This window comes from Bradyrhizobium sp. Ash2021 (genome assembly GCF_031202265.1).
Classification (GTDB): Bacteria; Pseudomonadota; Alphaproteobacteria; order Rhizobiales; family Xanthobacteraceae; genus Bradyrhizobium.
Genome location: NZ_CP100604.1, coordinates 1532501 through 1553572 on the forward strand (window position 1 = coordinate 1532501; position 21072 = coordinate 1553572).

The following is a 21072-nucleotide window of genomic DNA, read 5'->3' on the forward strand; positions in this document are numbered from 1 at the left end:
TGCGCGAATGCTTCCCGAAGTGGTCGATCACCTTCCGGCCTGCAACATTCGGCCCGACTGCCGCTGGTTCCGGCAGGAGGGCCGCGCCGCCTGCGTGCGGTGCCCGCAAATCATGACCGGAATGAACGAGGCCGATGAGCTCTGGCAGGCCGTCGCCGGCGTTCCGAGGTTGCAGCGCTGACGCGGCCCCTTGGCCGCTGCCGAGTACGGCTTTCGACATGACTGCGCATTTCGCCGCCTCCCTCCGGGCAGGCGGCATTTTTATTCGCGCAATCGTTGGCCGATGCGCCCGCTGGCGCCGTCGCCACGACGGGAGGCGGCGCTCTTGCGATTTGCACGAGGGCGGCCACTTAACGCCGAACATTTCGTGATTTTTCGGCCATGATCGGCCGTCACCATTCCCCAAAAGTTCATTCGCTGTTCATTTCAATTTCCGTACCCCTTCAGCCAAGAAATCTGCATCCGCCCCTGACCCGAGGAGAACCCCATGCGTGAGATCGTCCGCCCTGTCTGCGTTGCCTTGAGCGTTGCCGGCCTTGCGGTCGCTCTGACCGCACTATCCCACAACAGCGCGCTGGCACAGGCCAAGCAGGCGCCCGCGAACCAGATGGCGCCCGCGCAGGCGGCGCCGGCGCAAGCGCCTCAGATCAAGCAGATTGCATTGACCGACAAGCAGGTCGAGGCCGCGCTCGCGGCGACCAAGGAGATGGATCCGATCACCGAGAAGATTCCGGAGAACGCCAAGCCGGATGCGAAGATCACCGCACAACTCGAAGGCATCGCCAAGAAGAGCGGTTTCGCCAGCTATGACGAATACACCAACGTGGTCGACAACATCAGCCTGGTGCTTGGCGGCTTCGATCCCTCGACCAAGAAATATGTCGGCAGCGACGCCGTCATCAAGGCGCAGATCGCCCAGGTCCAGGCCGACAAGAAAATGTCGGCCAAGGACAAGAAGGAGGCGCTGGCCGACCTCAACGAGGCGCTGAAGTACCCGGCGCCGGCGATCGAGAACAAGGGCAATATCGATCTCGTGACGAAGTATTACGACAAGCTCGCCGAGGCGTTCGGCGGCGACAGCGAGCAGTAGACCCGATCGAATCTATTGCAAAAAGCCCCGGGGAATTCTCCGGGGCTTTCTACATTTCCAGCCCGGTCGTCCGATCAGGTGCGGGTACGCATCCGCATCATGAAGCTGTCGTAGCTCAGCTCGGCGACCTGCATCCATGCCAGCGACTCATTGCGGTAGGCTGACAGGCTCGCGTACAGCTTGTTGAAGTGCGGGTTGCTCTTCGAGAGATCGGCATAGATCTCGTTCGCGGCGCTATAGCAGGTCTCCAGCACTTCCTGCGGGAATGGCCGCAGCTGCGCGCCTGCGACCAGCAATCGCTTCAGCGCCGGCGGGTTGACATAGTCATACTTCCCGGTGACCCAGGTATAGGTGTCTTCCGAGGCCGCCTGAACCACCGCCTGGTAGTGCTTGGGCAGCGCGTTCCACTTGGCCAGGTTGATCAAATTGTGGCCCTGGCCGGTGCCCTCCCACCAGCCGGGATAATAGTAGAACTTCGCGACCTTGACGAAGCCGAGTTTCTCGTCGTCATAGGGACCGACCCATTCCGCCGCATCGATGGTTCCCTTCTCGAGCGCCGGATAGATATCGCCCCCCGCAATCTGCTGCGGTACGCCGCCGACCTTGGCGATGATGTTTCCGGCGAACCCGCCGACACGGAATTTGAGACCTTTGAAATCCTCCATGGATTTGATTTCCTTCCGGAACCAGCCGCCCATCTGCGCGCCCGTAGAGCCGGTCGGAATACCCAGGCAGTTATATTCCTTCAGAAGATCGTTGAGCATATCGGTGCCGCCGCCCCATACCAGCCACGAAATATGCTGGCGCGTGTTGAGGCCGAACGGCAGCGCCGTGCCGAACGTAAACGCGGGGTTCTTGCCCCAATAGTAATAGAGCGCGGTGTTGCCCATCTCGACGGTGCCGTTGGAGACGGCGTCAAGCACCTGCAAGCCCGGCACGATTTCACCGGCGGCGAACGACTGGATCTGGAATTTGTTGTCAGTGATCTCGGCAACTCGCCTGCAAAAGAATTCGCAGCCGCCGTAGAGCGTATCGAGCGCCTTCGGCCAGCTCGCGGCCAGCCGCCACTTCACTTCCGGCATCGATTGCGCGATCGCGGGTGCAGCAACTGCACTCGCGGCGAGACCGACGCCCCCCACCTTCAAGAAATCACGACGTTTCATGCGCTTCCCCTGTGTGCCGATACCTCGACGAGGGACAACGATCTTGATGCCGTTTTTTGTTCGCCGACGGACGACGTTAAGTTGTTGATGAAGCCCCGCCTTCAAAGGCTCGTGGGCCTTCAAAGGCTCTTGGTTTTGGACGCAATCAAATCAGAGATTTGCGGTTCCGCGGGCAGGATGAACAATCGACGGCCGATAATCAAGCGTTGTGCTTCCACCGCAGTTGCGAAGAGGGGCGCCGGGCCTGGTCCGTCTGACGAAAGTCTAAGACGGCACGCTGCGGCGTCGACCGCCATTTGCTAGTTAGAGCAGGTCATCGCAGCGGAGTTGGAAATGGCGGGCAAGAAAGTCGTGATCGCGGGCGCGACGGGGCTGGTGGGAAATGCCGCCTTGCGGCACTTCGGTGCATTGGGCGGATGCGAAGTCGTCGCGCTGTCGCGGCGCAAGCCGCGCGAGCTCCATGGCGCGCGCCATGTGCCGATCGACCTCACCAAATCCGCGCAATGCGCTGGCGCCGCGGCGGAATTGCAGGGCACGACGCATCTGATCTATGCCGCGCTGTACGAAGCGCCGAACCTGATCGACGGCTGGCGCGATCCGAACCAGATACGCACCAACGACCTGATGCTGCGCAACCTGATGGCCGCGCTCGAGCCGGCCGCGCCGCAGCTCAGGCACATCGCGCTGCTGCAGGGCACCAAGGCCTACGGCGTTCACGTCCGCCCGCTCATTGTGCCGGCGCGCGAAGGCCGCTCGGAAATGTACGAGCAGCCGAACTTCTACTGGGCGCAAGAGAATTTTCTGCGCGAATTGCAGCGGGGCAAGGCCTGGCACTGGAGCATTCTGCGCCCGGTCCTGATCATAGGCCTCGCGATGGGCGGCGCCATGGACCTGATCCCGCCGCTCGGCGTCTATGCCGCGATGCTGCGCGAGCAGGGCAGGGCGCTCGATTATCCCGGCGGCGCCGCGCGGGTGTCGCAGGCGGTCGACGTCGATCTGCTGGCGCGCGCGATCGCCTGGTCCGGGGAAGCCGACGCTGCGCGCAACCAGGCCTTCAACGTCACCAATGGCGACGTCTTCACCTGGGAGAATGTCTGGCCGGCCATTGCCGATGCGCTGGAGATGAAGCCGGGCGATGCCGTGCCGCTGTCTCTGGCGCAGCAATATCCCGCATGGATCGCGCCGTGGGATCAGCTGCGGCGCCAGCACAATCTGATCTCACCGGATCTTGAGACGTTCGTCGGCCTGTCGTTTCAATATGCCGACTATAGCATGCGTCATGGCCAGACCCAATCGGGCCCGCCCTCGATCGTCTCCACGGTGAAAATCAATCAGGCCGGCTTCACCGAAATGATGGATACCGAAGCGATGTTCCAGAAATGGTTCAGGCAGGCACGGACGCTGCGGTTGCTGCCTTAGAGTCCGGTTCTGAAAAATCAGAACCGGACTCTAAATTTTTGTTCTGACGCGTTTTCTACCGCAGATAAGTCTACGCAATCTGCGCAAGCTTGATTGCTATGCGAACCGGCGTCCACTTCGCTCGAAAACGCTATCGGCGCCGCCGAACGCCGCTTCCATCGCCTTGCGGGTCTTGATGGTGTAGTTGTTGGCGTCGACCTCGACATCGCTCCAGCGCACCACGGCGCCATGGGCGACATCGTTCTTCAGCTTGACGCGATGCGCCAGCCCGATCGGCAGCGCGCCGGCGGCAAGGCTGGCGGCCGCCGGCATCAGTCTGCCCCACACCGTGTAGCCGCCTTCGCCGTCGAGCATTTCGCCGGCACGCAGGTCGCGTTTGGCGACCGCCGCGACGTCGCCACGAAAACCATGCGGCTGGCCGGTCGGCTCGTTGCGCAATGCTGCCGACAAAATCGAGATGTTCAGCTCCAGTCCGATCAGATGATACGGCTTGTACATCGCGGCATATCGCCCCGACGCGTCGGTTTTCAGGCCGTATTGCCTGAAGCAATCGGCGGCATAATCGTTCGGCGCCTCCAGCACGACATAGACGCCCCAGCGCAGGTCGCGGAACACCGGCCGGCCGTCGCGCTCCAGCGACGACACCACCTCGACCACGCCGGATTTTTCCAGCACGCCGCCTTTGTCGCGCGGCCGCATCACATGCGGCAGATCGTCGACGCCGCAGGGCGGAAACAGCAAGCCGTCGGTCGGGACGTCGAGCAGGCAAGCGTTGGCGATCGCCGCCATTTCGATCGCGGATTTGGTGCCATCGAGAAACGAGTTGAACATCTGCGGGTTCATGCCGGCCGATTGCGCTTCGCCTGCTGTGAGCCCGTAATGGCCCCAGACGCCTTCCGGCGTCACGTCGTGATAGGCCGGCAGATACTTTGTTCCTTTTCCGGCGGCGACGACGCGAAAGCCCGTCGCGCGCGCCCAGTCCACCATCTCCGCGGTCAGCGCCGGCTGATCGCCATAGGCCAGCGAATAGACCACCCCCGCTTTACGCGCTTCCTCCGCCAGCAGTGGCCCCGCCAGCACGTCGGCCTCGACATTGACCATCACGACATGCTTGCCCGCCGCAATCGCCGCCCGTGCATGCCGGATGCCGACCGCGGGATTGCCGGTGGCTTCGACCACCACATCCATCGCGCCGCCCGCGATCGCGCGCGCGCCGTCGTCGGTGAAGGCGGTGGCGGCGATCCGCGCCTCGTCCCAGCCGACCGTGCGGCACGCCTCGCGGGCGCGGTCACGGTCGAGGTCGATGATGACAGGCACCTCGAGCCCCGGCGTATGCGGCACCTGCGACAGAAACATCGAGCCGAATTTGCCGGCCCCGATCAGGGCAACGCGGACCGGTTTGCCGGATGCTCTGCGGGCGTTGAGGAGGTGGGAAAGGTTCATGGGGAATGATCCGATGCAATTGGGTGTCCCGGACGCGGTGCAGCGTGACATCAGCGCGTTTACGCGCGTCTTCGACGCACTATGGCTCCGCAGAGCCGGGACCTAAGGGCAAGTGTGAACTATCAGGACTCGTCATTCCGGGATGCGCCGAAGGGCGCAGGCCCGGAATCCATAACCACCATCGTGAGTATGGATTCTCTGATGTGCAATTGCACATCAAAGCTCGACGCTACGCGTCGCCCCGGAACGACGACATTACTCCGCCGCCTGGCGATGCGCACGCGCCAACCGCAGCAGCGCGTCGTCAGCCACGGTCTGGATCGGCGTGAAATCCCGATGGGCGATGTATTCCGGCCGCGTCGGGGTGCGGATGTAGTTCGAGACCGCATTCAGCGTCAGATAGACGATCTTGCGCGGATAGGGCGTGATGTTGCCGGCCGAGCCATGCACCAGATTGCCGTGGAACATCAGCATGCCGCCGGCCTTGCCGGTGGGTGCGACGATGCCGCCTTCCTTTACGAGCTTGGTCACCGTCGCCTCATCCAGGGTCCATAGCGGATAGGATGTGGTTTCCAGATCATGCGCGGCCTGCAAGTCGCCGGCGTGCTGGCTCTTCGGCACCAGCATCAAGGGGCCGTTGATCGGCATCACCTCGTCAAGGAAGATCGCGATGTTCATCGCGCGCGGCTCCGGCATGCCGTCGTCGCGCTTCCAGGTGCCGTAATCCTGATGCCATTGCCAGACGTCGCCGGTGAAGGCGGATTTGGCGTTGATCTTGTACTGGTGCATGTAGACCTTCTCGCCAAAGATCTGCTCCACCGGATCGATCATGCGCGGATGCGCGCCGAGCGCGCCGAACGCCTCGTTGTAGAGATGGGCTGCAAAGGCGGTGCGCGGCGCACCGCTCTTTTCGCGCCACACCTCGGGGCGATCGGCGTCATAGATGCCGACGGCCTCGCGCGCGAGATAATCGACCTCCTCCTGGCTGAACAGCTCGGGCAGAAACAGCCAGCCTTCGCGGTTAAAAGTGTCGATCTGCTGCTGGGTCAGTTTCATGGCTTTCCTCCTGTTGTTCATTTTTTGTCATTCCGGGGCGCGCAAAGCGCGAACCCGGAATCTCGAGATTCCGGGTCTGGTGCTGGCGCACCATCCCGGAATGACGGCGTTTCATTCAGGCCGCCTCGTCGGTGGCCCTCAGTCTCTCTTCCGTCAGTCGTCCTGCGGTCTGCGCATGTGCCAGCGCTGCGGCTTCGGCCGCTTTGGCGTTGCCCGCAACGATCTGCGCCACAATCGCCTCGTGCTCGGCCCAGGCGCTCTCGCGATAATCGAGTTCGGCCAGCACCGTCGCCATCGAGCGGCGCATATGCGGCCATTGCGGCGCGATCATCTCCTCGATCGCGGGATTACCGGACAGCCGATGGATCGCGCTGTGAAAATCGACGTCGAGCGCGATCAGCTTCGCCAGTGGTGTCGTCTTGTCGATGGCGCGTCCGGCTTGCAGCGCCGCTTCCAGCCGCGCGCGGCCGGAGGCATCGGTCTTGATCCGCCCGGCGGCCAATCGCGCCGCGAGCGCATCGATCGCGCCGCGCACCTCGTAGAGCTGCCGGATGCGCTGCGGATCGAGCTGGGTGACCTCAAAGCCGCGCCGGCCGCTTTCGGCAACGAGGCCCTGCCGGTGCAGCAGATGCAGTGCATGGGAAACCGGCTGACGCGACACCCCGAGTTTCTCGGCCAGCTCGTTCTGCCGGATGCGCTGCCCCGGCGGCAGCGTACGATCGATGATCGCCTCCAGGATTCGCGCATAGACCTGGTCGATCAAATTGGGGAGCGGGTCTAACGGGATCATGCCGGTGCCCAATATAGAATACGGAATTCCGTATTCACTAAATAGCTGATCCGAGATGGCTGGGTCAAGGGGGAGAGCCGAATTTTGATGAGCAGGAACTCGCAGCTTTGATCCTCGCCATCGCCGACATCAATGTCTGGAACCGGCTCAACGTCGCAGTGCGAAATCGCCACTGCCCGATCCTCCCTCGCCCCGCAAGCGGGGCGAGCTAACCAAATCAATGAGAGCGAATTCAGCCCGCCAGAAACGCCAGCACGGCCTTCGAAAACTCCTGCGGCGCCTGTTCGAACATCCAGTGGCGGGCGCCGGGGATGACCGCGGTCTTTGCGCCCGGAATATGTTCGGCCAGCACGCGCCATATCAGGGACAGCGTGCCTTCAGTGTCGCCACCGCCGATCAACAGCATCGGCGTCGTGATCGATTCCGCCTCGCTCTTGGCGAACGGCCTGCGTTTCTCGCCGACCTGGCCGAGCAGCGTGAAGATATTGTCGCGCAGCTGTTGCTTGGCGGCAGTGGGCAGGCGGGCCCACGCGCCGTCGCCGTCGATCGCGTCAACGAAGTTCATCAACGCGCCTTCAATATCGCCGGAAGCGACCTTCTTGACCGAGGCCGCGACCCGAACCGCGAGCGAGGGCGCCCCTGAAGCGGGGGTCGCGGGGGCGAGCGACGCGTCGAGGTCGCCGCCGGGTTCGGCCAGCACGACTCGTCGCAGCAGATCAGGCCGCGCTTGCGCGACGCGGAAGGCGATGTGGCCGCCGCGCGAATGGCCCATCAGGTCGACCGGTTTGGGCGCGATCTGCTCGATGAACGCGATGACATCGGCAACATGCTGCGACATCAGATAATCGCTGCCGGCGCCGTCCCAGTGCTCGGGAAAGAAGTGACGCAGGCTGACCGAGATCACGCGATGGTTTTTCGACAACGGCCCCAGGACCGCATACCAGGTGCGGAAATCGCCGAGCGTGCCGTGCACACAGACCAGCGGCGGGCCCTTTCCGACTTCGAGATAGGCCATGTCGTAACCGTTGACGTGCAGCGTTTGCATCGGTTCAAGCCCCGGCCAGGAAATCGAGCACGATCTCGCAATATTTCTGCGGCGCCTGTTCGAACATCGGATGCGTGGTGCCCGGGATCATCTCGGTTCGCGCGCCCTTCACATGCGCCGCCAGCGTATGCAGCACCTGCGGCAGTGCGCCCTTGGTGTTGGCGCCGCCGATGAACAGCGTCGGCGTCTTGATCGCCTCCGTATCGGTTTTGGAAAACGGCGGGCGCTTGTCGCGGGTCTGGCCGATCAGGGTGGTGGCGTTGTCACGCAGCAATTGCTTTGGCGTCGCCGGCAGCCGCTTCCAGGCGCCGGGGCCTTCCAGCGCGTCCATAAAGATCTGCAAGCCGCCGTCGATATCGCCCTTGGCGATGACCTCGGCGGAAGCGGCGATCCGTGCCGCCAGCGGCGAGGGGCCGGGCCTGAAGGACGGATCGAGCGTGGCGTCGAGCTCGCCGCCGGGTTCGGCCAGGATCAGTTTTCGCAATAAATCAGGCCGGCGCTGCGCGACGCGAAACGCGATGTGCCCGCCGCGGGAATGGCCCATCAGATCGACCGGCCTTGTGTCCAGCTTCTCGATGAAGGCGATGACGTCGTCGACATGTTGGGCGATCGAATAGGTGTCACCGAGGCCGTCCCATTGCTCGGGAAAGAAGTGCCTCAAGCTGACCGCGATCACGCGATGCTGTTTCGATAGCGGTCCCAGCACCGCCGACCAGATTCGGAAATCGCACAGCGAGCCATGCACGCACACCAGCGGCGGCCCCTCGCCGACCTCGAGATAGGCCATGTCGTATCCGTTGACGTGAAGCGTTTGCATCGGGGGCTCGTGGGGTGAGGCGAGTGGGGCTTGTCGCCATTGAATGACGCTGCGAGGACCCCAGATCATCGGAACTTGTTTGTGCCGTCAAGTTCCCTCAGGATTCGGGTGGATAGCAACAATTTCCAAGCCCATATTGCAGCGAGACAGCAAGCTCACAACAGGGATTACAGGATTTGGAGCCAGCCATGACCGGCCAGCATTTTGCGATCTTCGACACCGCGATCGGACCTTGCGGCATCGTGTGGGGCGCGCGCGGCATCACCGGCGTGCAACTGCCGATGGGCAGCGAGGACAAGACCCGCAAGCGCATTCTTCAGCGCAATGCCGATGTCACGGAAGCCCCGCCGACGGCGGAAGTGCAAGGCGCGATCGACGGGATTCTCGAGCTGCTCGCGGGCAAGCCGAACGATCTTGCGGAAGTCGTGCTCGACCTCGACGGCGTTCCCGAATTCAACCGCGGCGTCTACGACATTGCGCGAAAAATTCCGCCGGGCAAGACCATGACCTATGGCGATATCGCCAGGAAACTCGGCGGCGTCGAACTGTCGCGCGATGTCGGCCAGGCGCTTGGGCGCAACCCGTGCCCGATCGTGGTGCCCTGTCACCGCGTGCTGGCGGCCGGCGGCAAGCCCGGCGGCTTCTCCGCCAACGGCGGCGTGGTCACCAAGCTGAAGATGCTGGCAATCGAAGGCGCCGTGGTGAACCACACGCCGAGTTTGTTTGATTGAGGTTTGGGCAAAGGCGCACTTCGCGCCGTGCCCACCATCCCGGACAAAGTCGCGATCGAGAAGGTGGGCACGCGGAGCCTGTCATCGGGCGCGCATTCGCGCGACCCGTTGGCTTTGCCCACTCTACGGTTCTTACGGCACCGCTTCGCAGGAAAATCCGTTCCCCAGCCGCCGTATTTTCCCCGTCGAAGGCGAGGGGAAATGCGCGGTGCAGCACAGTGTGTCGGTGTCGCAATAGCGTTCCAGAAAACTGCGCCGCGTCGTCGCGGCCTGCGCCTGATCGACATCGAACTTCGCCGATATCTCGGGGTAACGCGTCTGCAGCGGCGAATGCATCAGATCGCCGGCGAACACGGCGTCGTCCTTGGCTCGGCCGAAGGTGAAGGCGACATGGCCGGGCGTATGGCCCGGTGTCGGCAGGATGCGCGCGTGATCGCCGATCTGATAATCGTTGCGTACGATCTCGGCCTTGCTGGCTTCGACGATCGGCAGCACGCTGTCTCCAAACGGCGGCACCGGCGCTTTCGCATTCTGCTCGGTCCAGTAGTCGAACTCGGTCTTGCCGAACACATAGCGCGCGTTCGGAAATGTCGGCACCCAGCGGCCGTTCTCCAGCCGCGTGTTCCAACCGACATGATCGACATGCAGATGCGTGCACATCACGTAGTCGATATCGCCAACCGAAAATCCCGCCGCCGCCAGCGCGCGCGTAGGTGTCGTCGGTCTTCATGTTCCATTTCGGGCGAGCCGGCCGCGGCTTGTCGTTGCCGATGCAGCTGTCGACCAGAATGGTGTGGTGCGGCGTCTTCACCACGTAGGACTGGAAGCACAGGATCAGCACGTCGCTGGCGTCGAGCGCGCCGGCCTTCTGCATCCACGGCCGGTTCTCGGCCAACAGCTCCGGCGTCAGGCCGGGCAGCATCTCCAGCGCCGGCAGGAAAGTGGTTTCCTGCTCGATGATGCGATGGATGGTGAGATCGCCGACGCTGAATTTGAGGCTCATGGGTTCTCCCGCTTACGCCGCCGGCGGCACCGAGATTTTCACCGACGGCCGCTCCAGCATTTTCTGGTGGAACGCATCGAGCTTCGGATAGGCCTTGCGCCAGCCGCAATCGGCAAAGCGGAAATCGGCATAGCCGAGCACGCAAACGAGACCGATCTGCACGATGTCGAGCGGCCGGGACAGCACGTCCGGCTTGTTCTCGAACCGCGCCATGCCGGTCCAGGCCCGGTTCCAGTGATCGTCGGACCAGGCCTGCCATTGCAGTCCCTGCGGCCGCACCATCTTTTCGTAGCGGCACAGCAGCATGGAATCGAGCATGCCCTGCAGCAGCGAATGATCGGTCTTCACCTGCCAGCGGGTCGGGCCGGAGGCCGGGATCAGCTTGCCGCCGCCGGCGAGTTCGTCGAGATATTCTGTTATGACGTAGGAATCGAGAATGACGTCGCCATTGTCGAGGATGAGGACCGGCAGCTTCTTCAGCGGCGTGATGCGCGAATATTCCTCGTTGGCCTGGCCTGGCACCACCGCTGATGGAACGAATTCGATTCTGTCGATCAGCCCGGTTTCGATCGCGGCAATGCGAACCTTTCGGGCGAAGGGCGAGGCGGGGGAGAAGGTGAGTTTCATGGAATGTCCTCGAAATGAAGTTCAACCGTCATTGCGAGGAGCCAACGGGTCGCGCGAATGCGCGCCCGATGGTAAACTCCGCGGACGAAGCAATCCATACTTGCCTTGTGGCGAGATGGATTGCTTCGCTTCGCTCGCAATGACGCGGCTGGCGCCGAACCTTGACGCCAGGAGTCTCACGCCGCGACGATTTCCTGCCGCTGCTCGCCGAGGCCTTCGATGCCGAGCGTGACGACGTCGCCGGCGTTGAGGAACTGCGGCGGCTTCATGCCGGTGCCGACGCCCGGAGGCGTGCCGGTCGTGATGATGTCGCCGGGCAGTAGCGTCATGAACTGCGAGACGTAGGAAATGCACTTCGCCATGGTGAAGATCATGGTCGAGGTCGAGCCGGTCTGGCGGCGCTGGCCGTTGACGTCGAGCCACATCGACAGCTTCTGCACGTCGGGGATTTCGTCCTTGGTCGCCAGCCACGGGCCGACCGGGCCGAAGGTGTCGTGCGACTTGCCCTTGGTCCATTGGCCGCCGCGCTCGATCTGGAAATTGCGCTCGGAGACGTCGTTGCAGATGCAGTAGCCGGCGACGTGGTTGAGCGCATCGGCCTCGCTGACATATTTGGCGCGGGTGCCGATGATCGCGGCGATCTCGACTTCCCAGTCGAGCTTGGTCGAGCCGCGCGGCTTCTCCACCGCGTCGTTCGGGCCGGAGAGCGCGGTGTTGGCCTTCAGGAAGAAGATCGGCTCCGGCGGAATCGGGTTGCCGGTCTCCTTGGCATGGTCGACATAGTTCAGGCCGATGGCGACGAATTTCGAGATGCCGGTGACCGGCGCGCCAAAGCGCGGCTTGCCGTCGACGGCGGGGAGTTTTGACGGATCGAGCCCGGCGAGCTTGGCCAGCGAGGCGGGTGAATAGGCCTCGCCGTCGAGGTCTTTCACATGCGCGGAAAGATCGCGCAATTGGCCGGATTTATCGATCAGGCCGGGCTTTTCCGCACCCTTCGCGCCATACCGAACAAGCTTCATTTTTGATCACTCCCTACGGGTTTTTTGAGGATTTCTTAGGGTTTCTTGGGCTCTTACCGGGATGCTTCATGGAACAGCGCGGCGGGAAATTCAATGGCAGACTGCGCGCTGCATTGCAGCTACCCTCATCCTGAGGAGCGGCCGCAGGCCGCGTCTCGAAGGATGGGCAGCATGGTTTGCCCGGCGATGCCAAGCATCGTCCGGAGACGCGCGAAGACGCGCTCCACACCATGAGGGACACCGTCATCCCAGCGCGATAAACTTGAAGGCGTCCCCCTCCCGCCGGATATGGCCGGCGTTGAAGTGCCCGCCGATCACCAGGGTTGGCGTATCGGCAAAGCGCGAGAACAGGTCGCGCCGCGTCACGGCCGACTGTTTGGGGTCGGAATCCGCGGTCGACGACCAGTCGAGATGGGCCATCTGGCAGGGATGATGGGCGACGTCGCCGGTGAGCAGGCCAGCCTCGCCGTCCGATTGGATGTGGACGCTCATATGGCCGGGGCTGTGGCCGGGCGTCGGGATCAAGGTGATTTCATCCGCAAGCTTGTGGTCGCTGGCGACGAGATCGGCCTTGCCGGCGTCGGCGATCGGCTTCACGGAATCCGCGAACACGGCAATCTTGTCCGGCTCGATGCTGTGGTCGCGCCAGTATTCGTATTCGGTCCTGCCGAAGACGTATCGCGCATTCGAAAATGTCGGCACCCATTTGCCGCCGACGAGCGTGGTGTTCCAGCCGACGTGGTCGACATGCAGATGCGTGCACAGCACGGTGTCGATGCTATCGGGCGGAAAACCCGCCTTGGTCAGGGTGTCGAGGAAGGGATCGTTCCGGTTATTCCAGGTCGGCACATTGCGGCCCTGCTTGTCGTTGCCGAGTCCGGTGTCGACCACGATCCGGCGCTGTGGCGTCTCCACCACGAGCGAGTGGATCGACATTTTCAGGCGGCCCTCGTCATTGGCGAAATGCGGAATCAGCCAGGGCAGTTTTTGGATTTCCTCGTTGGTCGCGAGCGGCAGGATGAATCGCGTGCTGCCGACCGTCTCCAGTTCGACGATTTTCGTGATCCTGACCTTGCCTACATTCCAGTGCATCCGGCACTTTCCTTCCGAGCAAATTGATCGCGATTTTTTTGTTTGAGCATAATCTTTTTCGGAAAACCGGTACCCACTTTTCCGGATCATGCTCTAGCGCGCGCAGTCGACAATCACCGTGCCCAACTTATCGCCCTTTTCCACGGCGAGATGGGCCTGCGCGGTTTCCGAAAGCGCAAACTGTGCGGCGATGTTGTGGACGCGCGTTCCCGCGGCCAGCCATCTCGAAATGTCTTGCTGGGCTGCGGCCAGCAGCGGCGGCGGCAGTGCGAACAGCACCAGCGTGCGCAGCGCGATGCATTTTTCCATCAGGTCGCGCATCGGGATAGTCGGCGTGCGATTGCCGTTGGTGGCGTAGACCGCAATGGTCGAATTGAGCGCCATGATCTTCAGCGTGGTCGCGATGTTGCCGCCGAAATCGACATCGACCACGCGGTCGACGCCGCGCTTGTCGGTGAACGCCATCACTTTTGAGACGACATCCTCGGTCCGGTAATTGATGACGAGATCGGCGCCGGCCAGCCGTGCCTCCATGTCCTTGGGCTGCGAGCTGACGGTCGCGATCACGGTGGCGCCGCCCCATTTCGCGAGCTGCACCGCATAATGGCCGACCGCACCGGCGCCGCCGGTGACCAGCACGGTTTGTCCGGTGATCGGCCCGTCGCAGAACAGGCTGCACCACGCGGTCATGCAGGGAATGCCGAGCGTTGCACCGGCGGCAAAGGAAACATCCTCGGGCAACGGCGTCACCAGATAATCGGCCAGCGCGATATATTCCGCCGCGGTGCCGAAGGCGCGGCCGTTGCGCTGGCCGTTGAACAGCCAGACCCGGTCGCCGACGGCAAACCGCGTGACGCCATCGCCGATCTGATCGATGATGCCGGCGCCGTCGCTGTTGGGGATCACGCGCGGAAATTCCAACGCGCGATAGCTGCCGCCGCGGCGGCCGACATCGGCCGGGTTGACGCCGGAGGCCGCCAGCCGGACGCGGACTTCGCCCGGACCCGCGGCCGGCGTCTCCATCTCACCGACGGTCAGCACCGTCGGCGCAGCACCGGTTCGCTCGTACCAGACAGCCTTCACAGCGTGCCCGGGAACGCGCCGCCGTCGAGCAGGATGTTTTGCCCGGTGATGAAGCCCGACTTGGCGCTGCACAGGAATGCGCAGGCCTCACCGAATTCTTCCGGATCACCAAAACGCCCGGCGGGGTTCAGCTTGGCGCGCTCCGCCAAAATCTGGTCCACGGTGAGGCCGCGCTTGTCGGCGTCGCCCTTGGCGGTGCCGCGCAGCCGATCGGTATTGAACGGGCCCGGCAGCAGGCCGTTGATGGTGACGTTGTTGATCACGGTCTTGCGCGCGATGCCGGCGACAAAGCCGGTGAGGCCGGCGCGGGCGCCGTTGGACAGGCCCAATATCTCGATCGGCGCCTTTACCGCGGCCGAGGTGATATTGACGATGCGGCCGAATTTGCGCGCCATCATGCCGTCGACGGTCGCCTTGATCAGCTCGATCGGGGTCAGCATGTTGGCATCGATCGCCTTGATCCAGTCGTCGCGGGTCCAGTTGCGGAAATCGCCGGGCGGCGGGCCGCCGGCATTGTTGATCAGAATGTCCGGGTCCGGACAGGCCTTCAGCGCGGCCTCGCGTCCTGCCGGCGTGGTGATGTCGCCGGCGACTTCGGTCACGGTGACGCCGGGATGCGCTTTCCGGATTTCATCGGCGGTCTTTTTCAGCACCTCGGCGCCGCGCGCCGTCAAGGTGACATGCACGCCCTCATTGGCCAGCGCCATCGCGCAGGCGCGCCCCAGGCCCTTGCTCGATGCGCAAACGATGGCGCGACGGCCTTTGATCCCAAGATCCACAGTTTCACTCCCGTTATGTCAGGTGATTTTTTGAAGTTCGACCGTATCACTGTAGCCAACATTCCCGGCTCTGATAAGGGAGCGGGTCCGGTCAAAATGCATATCAGCAAGCGGCTATCGCGCCGGCCGCCCGGGCTAGATCCGCTGTTCGCGCTTCAGGCGATCGACGGTGGCGGCGACGTCGGGCGGCAGGGACCGGAATCCCATTTGCCCGGCGGCTGAAAACAGCGGCCTCAGCTGCGAGCCGGTCAAAAATGTCGGCTGGCGATCGACCGGAACGAGCTGGTCGAAGATCAGCACCAGCGTAATCGCGACCAGGCCGACCCGCGCCGCGCCAAGCGCCGCGCCGCCAAGCCGGTCGCCGATGCCGGCTTCCGACCCGATCGTATCATCGAGCGCCATGCGCGCGCATTTTCCGAGCACCATGCCGGCGATCAGAAAAGTTCCGAAGAACAGCAGCGAATTCTGTGTCAGCGGCGAGCCGAGCTTGCCGTCGATCTGCGGAGCGAGGGCCGACGTTGCCCACACCGCGATCGGCATCGCGAACAGATAGGCGAGGATCGTGATCGCGCTGCGCAGCAGGCCGGTGTTGAAGCCGGTGACCACGGCAATGAGCAATCCGACATAGACGACAACATCGAAACTGTTCATGGATCAGAGTCTCCGCCTGTTGCCGGCGCCTCGGTGCTTGGTCAATGAATCGGGTTTGCGATCGCTAAAATCGTAGGTATCAATGAGCCCGCTTTGTTGCGAAGGACTTCGTCATGTCTGACCTATTCGACGTCAGTAAAGAAACCATCCTCATTACCGGGGATTCCGCAACGCCGGGTCGGCGCCGAATCCAATCTCGGCGGCGCAGTCTATCCACGTCATTGCGAGCGAAGCGAATCAATCCATCTTGCCAGCCCACAAAAGAATGGATTGCTTCGTCGCTTCGCTCCTCGCAATGACGGCGGAATTGGCGTGAAGTGGCAAATCAATTCGCCCGCAACTCGGCCCTGATCATGTCGGCGGCTTTCTCGCCGATCATGAGAGCAACGACGGCTGGCATTTCGCGCGCTTCGATGGTTCTATGCATCATGCAAACGACAGCCATTAAGACCACATTTGTCGCGCTCGCGCTCGCCGCGTCGATGGGCGCGACGATTGCAAGACAAGGGGTCATTACCCGCGAAGCCTTCGCCTGCACAAGTTGGGCGGGGCATATGCGTACACCCGGGCATCGCTGACCAGGCAGGGTGCGAAAGCCAACAAGAGCTGCCCCATAGGCTTGTCCGTCGGCACCAAGGTCGAGATGGCTGCCAGTGACGAAAACGGCGACGGCTACGTGGAAGTGTCCGTCAACGGCCGCAAATGGTGGATTGACGAGCGCGCGTGAAATAGTCCGCCGCATCGAAGACTCCGCAATCAGCGGCGCACTGCGCCGCTCTTCTTTTTCAGAAGACATACAACGTATCGCGCGCGGCAGGCGCGCGCAGATGGGGCTTGAGCGCGTCCCGGTCGATCACGTCGACCGGGCCGTCGAACAGGCTGGCGACAAATTCTTTCAGGCGGACATATTCGTAGATCGTCCCTTCGGCGCCGGGCTCGAATTCCACCAGGATATCGATGTCGCTGTCCGGGCGGTCGTCGCCGCGCGCGACAGAGCCGAACACGGCCGCGCGGCGGATGCCGCGCGCCCGCAAGGCGGGCTCGGCGTCCTTCAGTCTGGCGATGACATCGTCTCGGCGCATGGCGTCATCCTATCAAAGTAGGGCGTCGGATTCCAGCGTAGGGGTCTAGGGATTACGGCGACAGTGCACTTAATCGGCTTCGGCAGCAACTCTTGGTTGCTGCACTCCACCCATCCTTCACATGGAGACTTCCCTTGAATCCGTTCGCAATCAGCGGCGCACCGCGCCGCTCTTGTTCTGTCGAGCGAGTTCGAGGAACCTGGCTTTGATCTGGGTGAACAGGCCGGGTGGAATGAAGCCATAACCAAATACGCCCGGCTTCCCGGGAAGCGGTGAAAGGCCGGCGTTCGGCCATTCGTCGATGTTGTGCTCGGATACGATGACCCAGCTCCGCGCATCGTCGAGACCGATTGCCTGTTTGACCTTCGCCGGAATCTCAATTCCGATCGTATCCCCATCGGGTGGCGTATGGGTGATCGGCAACAGGACTACAAAACGTGGCTTGGTCTGGCTGTCGCTTGCCGCGACAAGACATGCCGGACGGTCCTTTCCCTGATCACCCCCTGCGGCCGCTTCATGGGTCCAAAGATAATCATAGCGGACGACGAAGCCCGGCTTGGGCTCGGGAAAGGCCACTTCACCTGCTCACTTGAGCAGTTCGTCAAGCGCGGTATGTTCAGGGTCCATCTCGGCCCGTTCAACAGCGTCGATCACCACCTCGTGCGCATCGACCGTTCGGGTGGTGCGCTTGGCAGCCGCCGTTAGCCAGTCATAATGCTCAGCCGACATCAGCACGAACTCCCGCCGGCCGTGACGCGTAATTTCCACCGGCTCGCGCTGGGCCTGGTGTTGAAATTCTCCGAATTTGCGCTGGAACTCCAAGGCGGTCGTCTGGACCATGATGGGGTATCTCCCAGAGCAGTTGATCAAGTTCGCGTTATACGTATAATACGTAATTGAGTCAATTCCTCCCTTGGATTGCCGAGATTTTCCCGGCTCCTTCGCCGGCCTGCCGCGCCGATCAAGTTCCTTTCGAGCTATCTGGCGACCACAGGAATTACGGCAGGAATTGCCATGCACTTAATTTGACCGGCTAGCTCTGACCTCACGTGCGTTCATAATCGGAATTGCCCCGGGGAATGTTGAAATAGGAGGAGCGGCGTTGCTCGCCTTGAGCCGGTAGGCTCGGGGTGCTGATTCCACGAAAGGAAAGCAACGCCATGATGAAAGCTATCACACCATTAACCGCTTTGCCTCCGACAGGAATGGGGGCTGTGGACAAAGCTTGGGACGCGGTTTCGGTCAGCTTTGATCGATTCTGTCTGACGGCCGGGATCGAGGCGCTCGGAACCATGATGGAACAGGACGCCGAGCAGGCTTGCGGGGCTCGCCATGCCCGCAGCGATGGCCGGCGCGGTTATCGCTGGGGCCGAACCCAGGGCAAGATCGGCTTCCACGCCGGTAAGGTGGCGGTTGAGCGGCCCCGCGTGCGCGACGTCGAGGGCCATGAACTGGCACTGCCGAGTTGGGAGCGTGCGGTCGCGGAGGACTGGCTTGGCAAGTGGGCGATGAACCTGATGCTGATCAACGTATCGACGCGGAAATTCCGCCGAGCGGTGCGGCTTCCCGAGGGCGATGTTCCCGCGCCAGCGGGGGCCGGAGTATCGAAGTCGGCAGCTTCGCGGCACTTCGTGGCGTTGTCGGCTGCGCGCATGAAGGAATGGATGGGTGCGGATCTGTCCGGCCTCGACATCATGGTGGTGCAGATCGACGGCATCCACATCAGTGAGCATCTCGTGCTGGTGGCTGCGCTCGGGATCGATAGCGAGGGCTTCAAGCACCCGCTTGGACTGATGGAGGGGGCAACTGAGCACAGTGCTGTGGTGCAGGCATTGATCGACGACCTGATCGAGCGGGGCCTCGATCCAGCGGTGCCGCGCTTGTTTATCATCGACGGCTCGAAGGCGCTCGCCAAGGCGATCCGGCATAGCTTCGGGAGCCACACGCCAATCCAGCGCTGCCAGATCCACAAGGCCCGGAACATCATGGAGCGTCTATCTCCCGCTCTGCATGCATCGGTCCGGCGTGCGTTGCGCCAAGCTTGGGAACTCAACGATGCGGCGAAGGCGGAGAAGCTGATCCGCAATCTCGCCCAGCGCCTCGAGCGCGACGCGCCTGGCGTCTCAAAAAGCCTCCTCGAGGGATTGGATGAAATCCTCACAGTGAGCAGGCTCGGTCTTCCGGCGGAATTGCGGCGCTCGCTGGCCTGCACCAACATCATCGAAAATATGATGGGGACCGTGCGTCGCGTCACCCGCAATGTGAAGCGCTGGAGTTCGTCCTCGATGGCTTTGCGCTGGACCGCTGCGGCCATGAACGAAGCAAAGAAAGGCTTTCGTAGGCTCAAAGCCTACAAGCAACTTCCTGCCCTGCGGGTCGCGCTGGCCGCTCACTACGAAAAGGAGACCAACAATCGCGCTCTTGTCCAAACTGCGAAGGCCGCTTAACGTCATTCACGGCAACGACCGCTTCATAAAGTTCAACAGAGCACGGGGCAATTCCTTCATAATCTTGCTACGCTGCCAAACGGATTAAGTGCACTGTCGCTGTAACTGGCGCGGATGCCGCGGCTTGTCTGTCGCGATACGAACCCGATCCGCTGTTGGCGCTTGAGCGAGCCGAGAAGCGCCAGCCTGCGAGACGGGGGATGATTTTGGGGAGCGCTTGACGCATCGCGCCGCGAGATAATTTTTGTCGTCCGGATAAGCGATCCGGGACCCATCGCCGATGCTCAGATTATGTCAGGATGGAGCTCCAGTTCGTTTCACGAGCCACATCGGTGGTTGATGGGTCCCGGCCTTCGCCCATATGCGTTAAGATAGTGGGAACATTGTTTGATACTGACGTTTTCTTGGCGGCTCGCGGAGATGGCGTTGGAGGACCGATTTTGCTCGGCGCAGGCGGTCGATCGTGGGCTGTGGAATCACCGCTTGGAGTAGCGAGGCGATGAGATGCTGGAGCAGACGCCAGGCACCAGGCGGTGTCAGGCGGCTTCGACCAAGCGGGGAGAGTCCTCAAGTTCGTCGATGAGCGGCTCGAGCAGTAGAATAGTCAATAGATGAGCCAGCACATGAGGTCTGGCGGAGCGTTCGTCGATTCCTGGTGGTCCCTTGAGACCGATCAGGCTCTTTAGCCGTTTGAAGCCGAGTTCAATCCGCCATCGCAGGCGATAGAGTGCGAGAACATCCGCGGTCGCGAACTCTGTCGGCTTCAGTGAGGTCACCAGGATCACCCAATCTGCCGCGTCGAGCGTTTGCTTGGATATCTGATGGCCTCCGCGCTGGGCGGCCCGACGCGCCTTGCGTCGCGCCTCGGCAGCAGCATGCGCCGGCTTCTTGACCGCGACCAGACGCAAGGCGAGAGGCTCGCCGCTTTTGCGTTTTATCCAAATCGGCCGATCGATCAGCCCACGGGCCGCCGCCTTGCGCAACTCGGCGACGAGATCGAGCACATTGCCTTTACCATCGAGCCAGCACGCGCTCTTCCAACCAGCCCGGATCACGAAATCTCCGCCGGCTTCGATCACGCTCGCCATGCGATCCGGTTGCAAATAGGCACGGTCGCCAAGGCGAATCTCGCCCGCCACCACCGGTATCCGGTCGAGCGTCTCGCCCGCCTGCTGATCGGTCAGTTCGAAGTGGCCAAAGCGCTCCTGCGGAAGATCGAAGGCGCTGTGAATCCGCCACAACTCGTTCTTCTTTCTGGCGTCAGCTCCGTTCTTCGGCACTGTAGTGGCATCAACGATGCGGATGATCCGACCGCGGCTCGCTTGCGGGGCGGCGGCCGCAAGCATCTGACCCACCAGCAACGCGAGCCAGTCTCCGCACTGACGCAAGCGATACAGCAGCGCCACGCTCGAAATATCGACAAGGCCCACCGATGTCGCCCAGGCCGCAGTCGACCGCAACCCCCGCTCGCCCAGACAATAGGCCAGGATCACGCGCAGCAAATCCACCGCGTTGGTGATCTCTCGCGGACGCAAAAACGCTTTCGTCTCGCGCGCCGTCACCTTGAGCGTTTCCACCCCGCCAAGCCGGGCGACAACATTCTTCCAGTCTTCGTTTACAAGCGATTCGTGTCTCATGACACTTTGGAATCACAGACGATTCCGCGCCGCAAGACTATTTTAACGCCTATGGGCCTTCGCCGGGACGACGATCGCTGTGCGGCGGCCTATCCACG

At 62.5% G+C, this 21072-nt stretch carries 22 protein-coding genes and 1 pseudogene (1 of these 23 running past the window's edge); 5 read left to right on the forward strand and 18 right to left on the reverse strand.

What is annotated here, in order from left to right; translation table 11 throughout:
* Both NL528_RS07330 and NL528_RS07335 read left to right on the forward strand, forming a co-directional pair.
* Positions 1 to 181: the 3' portion of a hypothetical protein gene (locus NL528_RS07330; RefSeq protein WP_309182028.1), read on the forward strand. It extends 236 nt beyond the left edge of the window; the window shows 181 of its 417 coding nt (coding positions 237–417); its start codon lies beyond the left edge, outside the window; its stop codon occupies positions 179 to 181.
* Positions 182 to 487: 306 nt separating this feature from the next.
* Positions 488 to 1090: a hypothetical protein gene (locus NL528_RS07335; protein WP_309182029.1), complete on the forward strand. Its 603-nt coding sequence runs from the start codon at positions 488 to 490 to the stop codon at positions 1088 to 1090.
* A gap of 74 nt (positions 1091 to 1164) precedes the next feature.
* Here the strand turns inward: NL528_RS07335 and NL528_RS07340 are convergent, their stop codons facing one another.
* Positions 1165 to 2253, reverse strand: a complete 1089-nt coding sequence (locus NL528_RS07340; RefSeq protein WP_309182030.1) for a twin-arginine translocation signal domain-containing protein — start codon at positions 2251 to 2253, stop codon at positions 1165 to 1167.
* Positions 2254 to 2586: 333 nt separating this feature from the next.
* Here NL528_RS07340 and NL528_RS07345 point away from each other — a divergent pair, with 333 nt between their 5' ends.
* A complete protein-coding gene (locus NL528_RS07345) occupies positions 2587 to 3672 on the forward strand; it encodes an NAD-dependent epimerase/dehydratase family protein (protein ID WP_309182031.1) in 1086 nt (361 codons plus the stop codon).
* Between the two features lie 96 nt (positions 3673 to 3768).
* Here the strand turns inward: NL528_RS07345 and NL528_RS07350 are convergent, their stop codons facing one another.
* From NL528_RS07350 to NL528_RS07370, 5 genes are all read right to left on the reverse strand, one after another.
* Complete coding sequence (locus NL528_RS07350; protein ID WP_309182032.1) at positions 3769 to 5115, reverse strand: Gfo/Idh/MocA family oxidoreductase; 1347 nt, start codon at positions 5113 to 5115, stop codon at positions 3769 to 3771.
* 255 nt (positions 5116 to 5370) lie between these two features.
* Complete coding sequence (locus NL528_RS07355; protein WP_309182033.1) at positions 5371 to 6171, reverse strand: phytanoyl-CoA dioxygenase family protein; 801 nt, start codon at positions 6169 to 6171, stop codon at positions 5371 to 5373.
* 115 nt (positions 6172 to 6286) lie between these two features.
* A complete protein-coding gene (locus tag NL528_RS07360) occupies positions 6287 to 6961 on the reverse strand; it encodes a GntR family transcriptional regulator (protein ID WP_309182034.1) in 675 nt (224 codons plus the stop codon).
* A 232-nt stretch (positions 6962 to 7193) separates the two neighbouring features.
* The gene (locus NL528_RS07365) at positions 7194 to 8006 is read right to left on the reverse strand and encodes an alpha/beta hydrolase (RefSeq protein WP_309182035.1); all 813 of its coding nucleotides are present in this window, start codon (positions 8004 to 8006) and stop codon (positions 7194 to 7196) included.
* Between the two features lie 4 nt (positions 8007 to 8010).
* The gene (locus tag NL528_RS07370; RefSeq protein WP_309182036.1) at positions 8011 to 8823 is read right to left on the reverse strand and encodes an alpha/beta hydrolase; all 813 of its coding nucleotides are present in this window, start codon (positions 8821 to 8823) and stop codon (positions 8011 to 8013) included.
* A 188-nt stretch (positions 8824 to 9011) separates the two neighbouring features.
* Here NL528_RS07370 and NL528_RS07375 point away from each other — a divergent pair, with 188 nt between their 5' ends.
* Positions 9012 to 9554: a methylated-DNA--[protein]-cysteine S-methyltransferase gene (locus NL528_RS07375; protein ID WP_309182037.1), complete on the forward strand. Its 543-nt coding sequence runs from the start codon at positions 9012 to 9014 to the stop codon at positions 9552 to 9554.
* Positions 9555 to 9686: 132 nt separating this feature from the next.
* On the opposite strand, the pseudogene NL528_RS07380 reads toward NL528_RS07375, so the two are convergent.
* From NL528_RS07380 to NL528_RS07430, 11 genes and pseudogenes are all read right to left on the reverse strand, one after another.
* A pseudogene (locus tag NL528_RS07380) lies at positions 9687 to 10557 on the reverse strand (MBL fold metallo-hydrolase).
* 12 nt (positions 10558 to 10569) lie between these two features.
* On the reverse strand, positions 10570 to 11184 hold the full coding sequence (locus NL528_RS07385; RefSeq protein ID WP_309182038.1) for a glutathione S-transferase family protein: 615 nt from the start codon (positions 11182 to 11184) through the stop codon (positions 10570 to 10572).
* Between the two features lie 176 nt (positions 11185 to 11360).
* Positions 11361 to 12203, reverse strand: a complete 843-nt coding sequence (locus NL528_RS07390) for a fumarylacetoacetate hydrolase family protein (RefSeq protein ID WP_309182039.1) — start codon at positions 12201 to 12203, stop codon at positions 11361 to 11363.
* Between the two features lie 243 nt (positions 12204 to 12446).
* On the reverse strand, positions 12447 to 13295 hold the full coding sequence (locus NL528_RS07395; protein WP_309182040.1) for an MBL fold metallo-hydrolase: 849 nt from the start codon (positions 13293 to 13295) through the stop codon (positions 12447 to 12449).
* A gap of 93 nt (positions 13296 to 13388) precedes the next feature.
* Positions 13389 to 14378 carry an NADPH:quinone reductase gene (locus NL528_RS07400; RefSeq protein ID WP_309182041.1) on the reverse strand — a complete coding sequence of 330 codons (990 nt, stop codon included), beginning with the start codon at positions 14376 to 14378 and terminating at the stop codon, positions 13389 to 13391.
* Positions 14375 to 15157, reverse strand: coding sequence for an SDR family oxidoreductase (locus NL528_RS07405; protein ID WP_309182042.1), 783 nt, complete (start codon positions 15155 to 15157; stop codon positions 14375 to 14377). The genes NL528_RS07400 and NL528_RS07405 overlap by 4 nt, the downstream gene beginning before the upstream one ends.
* Positions 15158 to 15292: 135 nt before the next feature.
* The gene (locus NL528_RS07410; RefSeq protein WP_309182043.1) at positions 15293 to 15808 is read right to left on the reverse strand and encodes a CvpA family protein; all 516 of its coding nucleotides are present in this window, start codon (positions 15806 to 15808) and stop codon (positions 15293 to 15295) included.
* 325 nt (positions 15809 to 16133) lie between these two features.
* On the reverse strand, positions 16134 to 16604 hold the full coding sequence (locus NL528_RS07415) for a hypothetical protein (RefSeq protein WP_309182044.1): 471 nt from the start codon (positions 16602 to 16604) through the stop codon (positions 16134 to 16136).
* On the reverse strand, positions 16594 to 16890 hold the full coding sequence (locus NL528_RS07420) for a nucleotidyltransferase family protein (protein ID WP_309182045.1): 297 nt from the start codon (positions 16888 to 16890) through the stop codon (positions 16594 to 16596). Before NL528_RS07420 ends, NL528_RS07415 begins: the two co-directional genes overlap by 11 nt.
* A gap of 150 nt (positions 16891 to 17040) precedes the next feature.
* Complete coding sequence (locus NL528_RS07425; RefSeq protein ID WP_309182047.1) at positions 17041 to 17466, reverse strand: hypothetical protein; 426 nt, start codon at positions 17464 to 17466, stop codon at positions 17041 to 17043.
* A 9-nt stretch (positions 17467 to 17475) separates the two neighbouring features.
* Positions 17476 to 17730 (reverse strand): type II toxin-antitoxin system prevent-host-death family antitoxin, encoded by a 255-nt coding sequence (locus NL528_RS07430; RefSeq protein ID WP_309182049.1) that lies wholly within the window; start codon positions 17728 to 17730, stop codon positions 17476 to 17478.
* A gap of 320 nt (positions 17731 to 18050) precedes the next feature.
* On the opposite strand from NL528_RS07430, the gene NL528_RS07435 reads away from it, so the two are divergent.
* Complete coding sequence (locus NL528_RS07435) at positions 18051 to 19337, forward strand: IS256 family transposase (RefSeq protein WP_309177801.1); 1287 nt, start codon at positions 18051 to 18053, stop codon at positions 19335 to 19337.
* A gap of 536 nt (positions 19338 to 19873) precedes the next feature.
* On the opposite strand, the gene NL528_RS07440 is transcribed toward NL528_RS07435, so the two are convergent.
* Positions 19874 to 20974, reverse strand: a complete 1101-nt coding sequence (locus tag NL528_RS07440) for a transposase (protein WP_309180912.1) — start codon at positions 20972 to 20974, stop codon at positions 19874 to 19876.
* Between the last annotated feature and the right edge of the window lie 98 nt (positions 20975 to 21072).

What these genes read in the sequence shown, in the direction of transcription:
- NL528_RS07335 (WP_309182029.1), top strand. Translation starts at nt 488, where the DNA reads ATGCGTGAGATCGTCCGCCCTGTCTGCGTTGCCTTGAGCGTTGCCGGC.
- NL528_RS07340 (WP_309182030.1), bottom strand. Translation starts at nt 2,253, where the DNA reads ATGAAACGTCGTGATTTCTTGAAGGTGGGGGGCGTCGGTCTCGCCGCG.
- NL528_RS07345 (WP_309182031.1), top strand. Translation starts at nt 2,587, where the DNA reads ATGGCGGGCAAGAAAGTCGTGATCGCGGGCGCGACGGGGCTGGTGGGA.
- NL528_RS07350 (WP_309182032.1), bottom strand. Translation starts at nt 5,115, where the DNA reads ATGAACCTTTCCCACCTCCTCAACGCCCGCAGAGCATCCGGCAAACCG.
- NL528_RS07355 (WP_309182033.1), bottom strand. Translation starts at nt 6,171, where the DNA reads ATGAAACTGACCCAGCAGCAGATCGACACTTTTAACCGCGAAGGCTGG.
- NL528_RS07360 (WP_309182034.1), bottom strand. Translation starts at nt 6,961, where the DNA reads ATGATCCCGTTAGACCCGCTCCCCAATTTGATCGACCAGGTCTATGCG.
- NL528_RS07365 (WP_309182035.1), bottom strand. Translation starts at nt 8,006, where the DNA reads ATGCAAACGCTGCACGTCAACGGTTACGACATGGCCTATCTCGAAGTC.
- NL528_RS07370 (WP_309182036.1), bottom strand. Translation starts at nt 8,823, where the DNA reads ATGCAAACGCTTCACGTCAACGGATACGACATGGCCTATCTCGAGGTC.
- NL528_RS07375 (WP_309182037.1), top strand. Translation starts at nt 9,012, where the DNA reads ATGACCGGCCAGCATTTTGCGATCTTCGACACCGCGATCGGACCTTGC.
- NL528_RS07385 (WP_309182038.1), bottom strand. Translation starts at nt 11,184, where the DNA reads ATGAAACTCACCTTCTCCCCCGCCTCGCCCTTCGCCCGAAAGGTTCGC.
- NL528_RS07390 (WP_309182039.1), bottom strand. Translation starts at nt 12,203, where the DNA reads ATGAAGCTTGTTCGGTATGGCGCGAAGGGTGCGGAAAAGCCCGGCCTG.
- NL528_RS07395 (WP_309182040.1), bottom strand. Translation starts at nt 13,295, where the DNA reads ATGCACTGGAATGTAGGCAAGGTCAGGATCACGAAAATCGTCGAACTG.
- NL528_RS07410 (WP_309182043.1), bottom strand. Translation starts at nt 15,808, where the DNA reads ATGAACAGTTTCGATGTTGTCGTCTATGTCGGATTGCTCATTGCCGTG.
- NL528_RS07415 (WP_309182044.1), bottom strand. Translation starts at nt 16,604, where the DNA reads ATGTCTTCTGAAAAAGAAGAGCGGCGCAGTGCGCCGCTGATTGCGGAG.
- NL528_RS07420 (WP_309182045.1), bottom strand. Translation starts at nt 16,890, where the DNA reads ATGCGCCGAGACGATGTCATCGCCAGACTGAAGGACGCCGAGCCCGCC.
- NL528_RS07430 (WP_309182049.1), bottom strand. Translation starts at nt 17,730, where the DNA reads ATGGTCCAGACGACCGCCTTGGAGTTCCAGCGCAAATTCGGAGAATTT.
- NL528_RS07435 (WP_309177801.1), top strand. Translation starts at nt 18,051, where the DNA reads ATGATGAAAGCTATCACACCATTAACCGCTTTGCCTCCGACAGGAATG.
- NL528_RS07440 (WP_309180912.1), bottom strand. Translation starts at nt 20,974, where the DNA reads ATGAGACACGAATCGCTTGTAAACGAAGACTGGAAGAATGTTGTCGCC.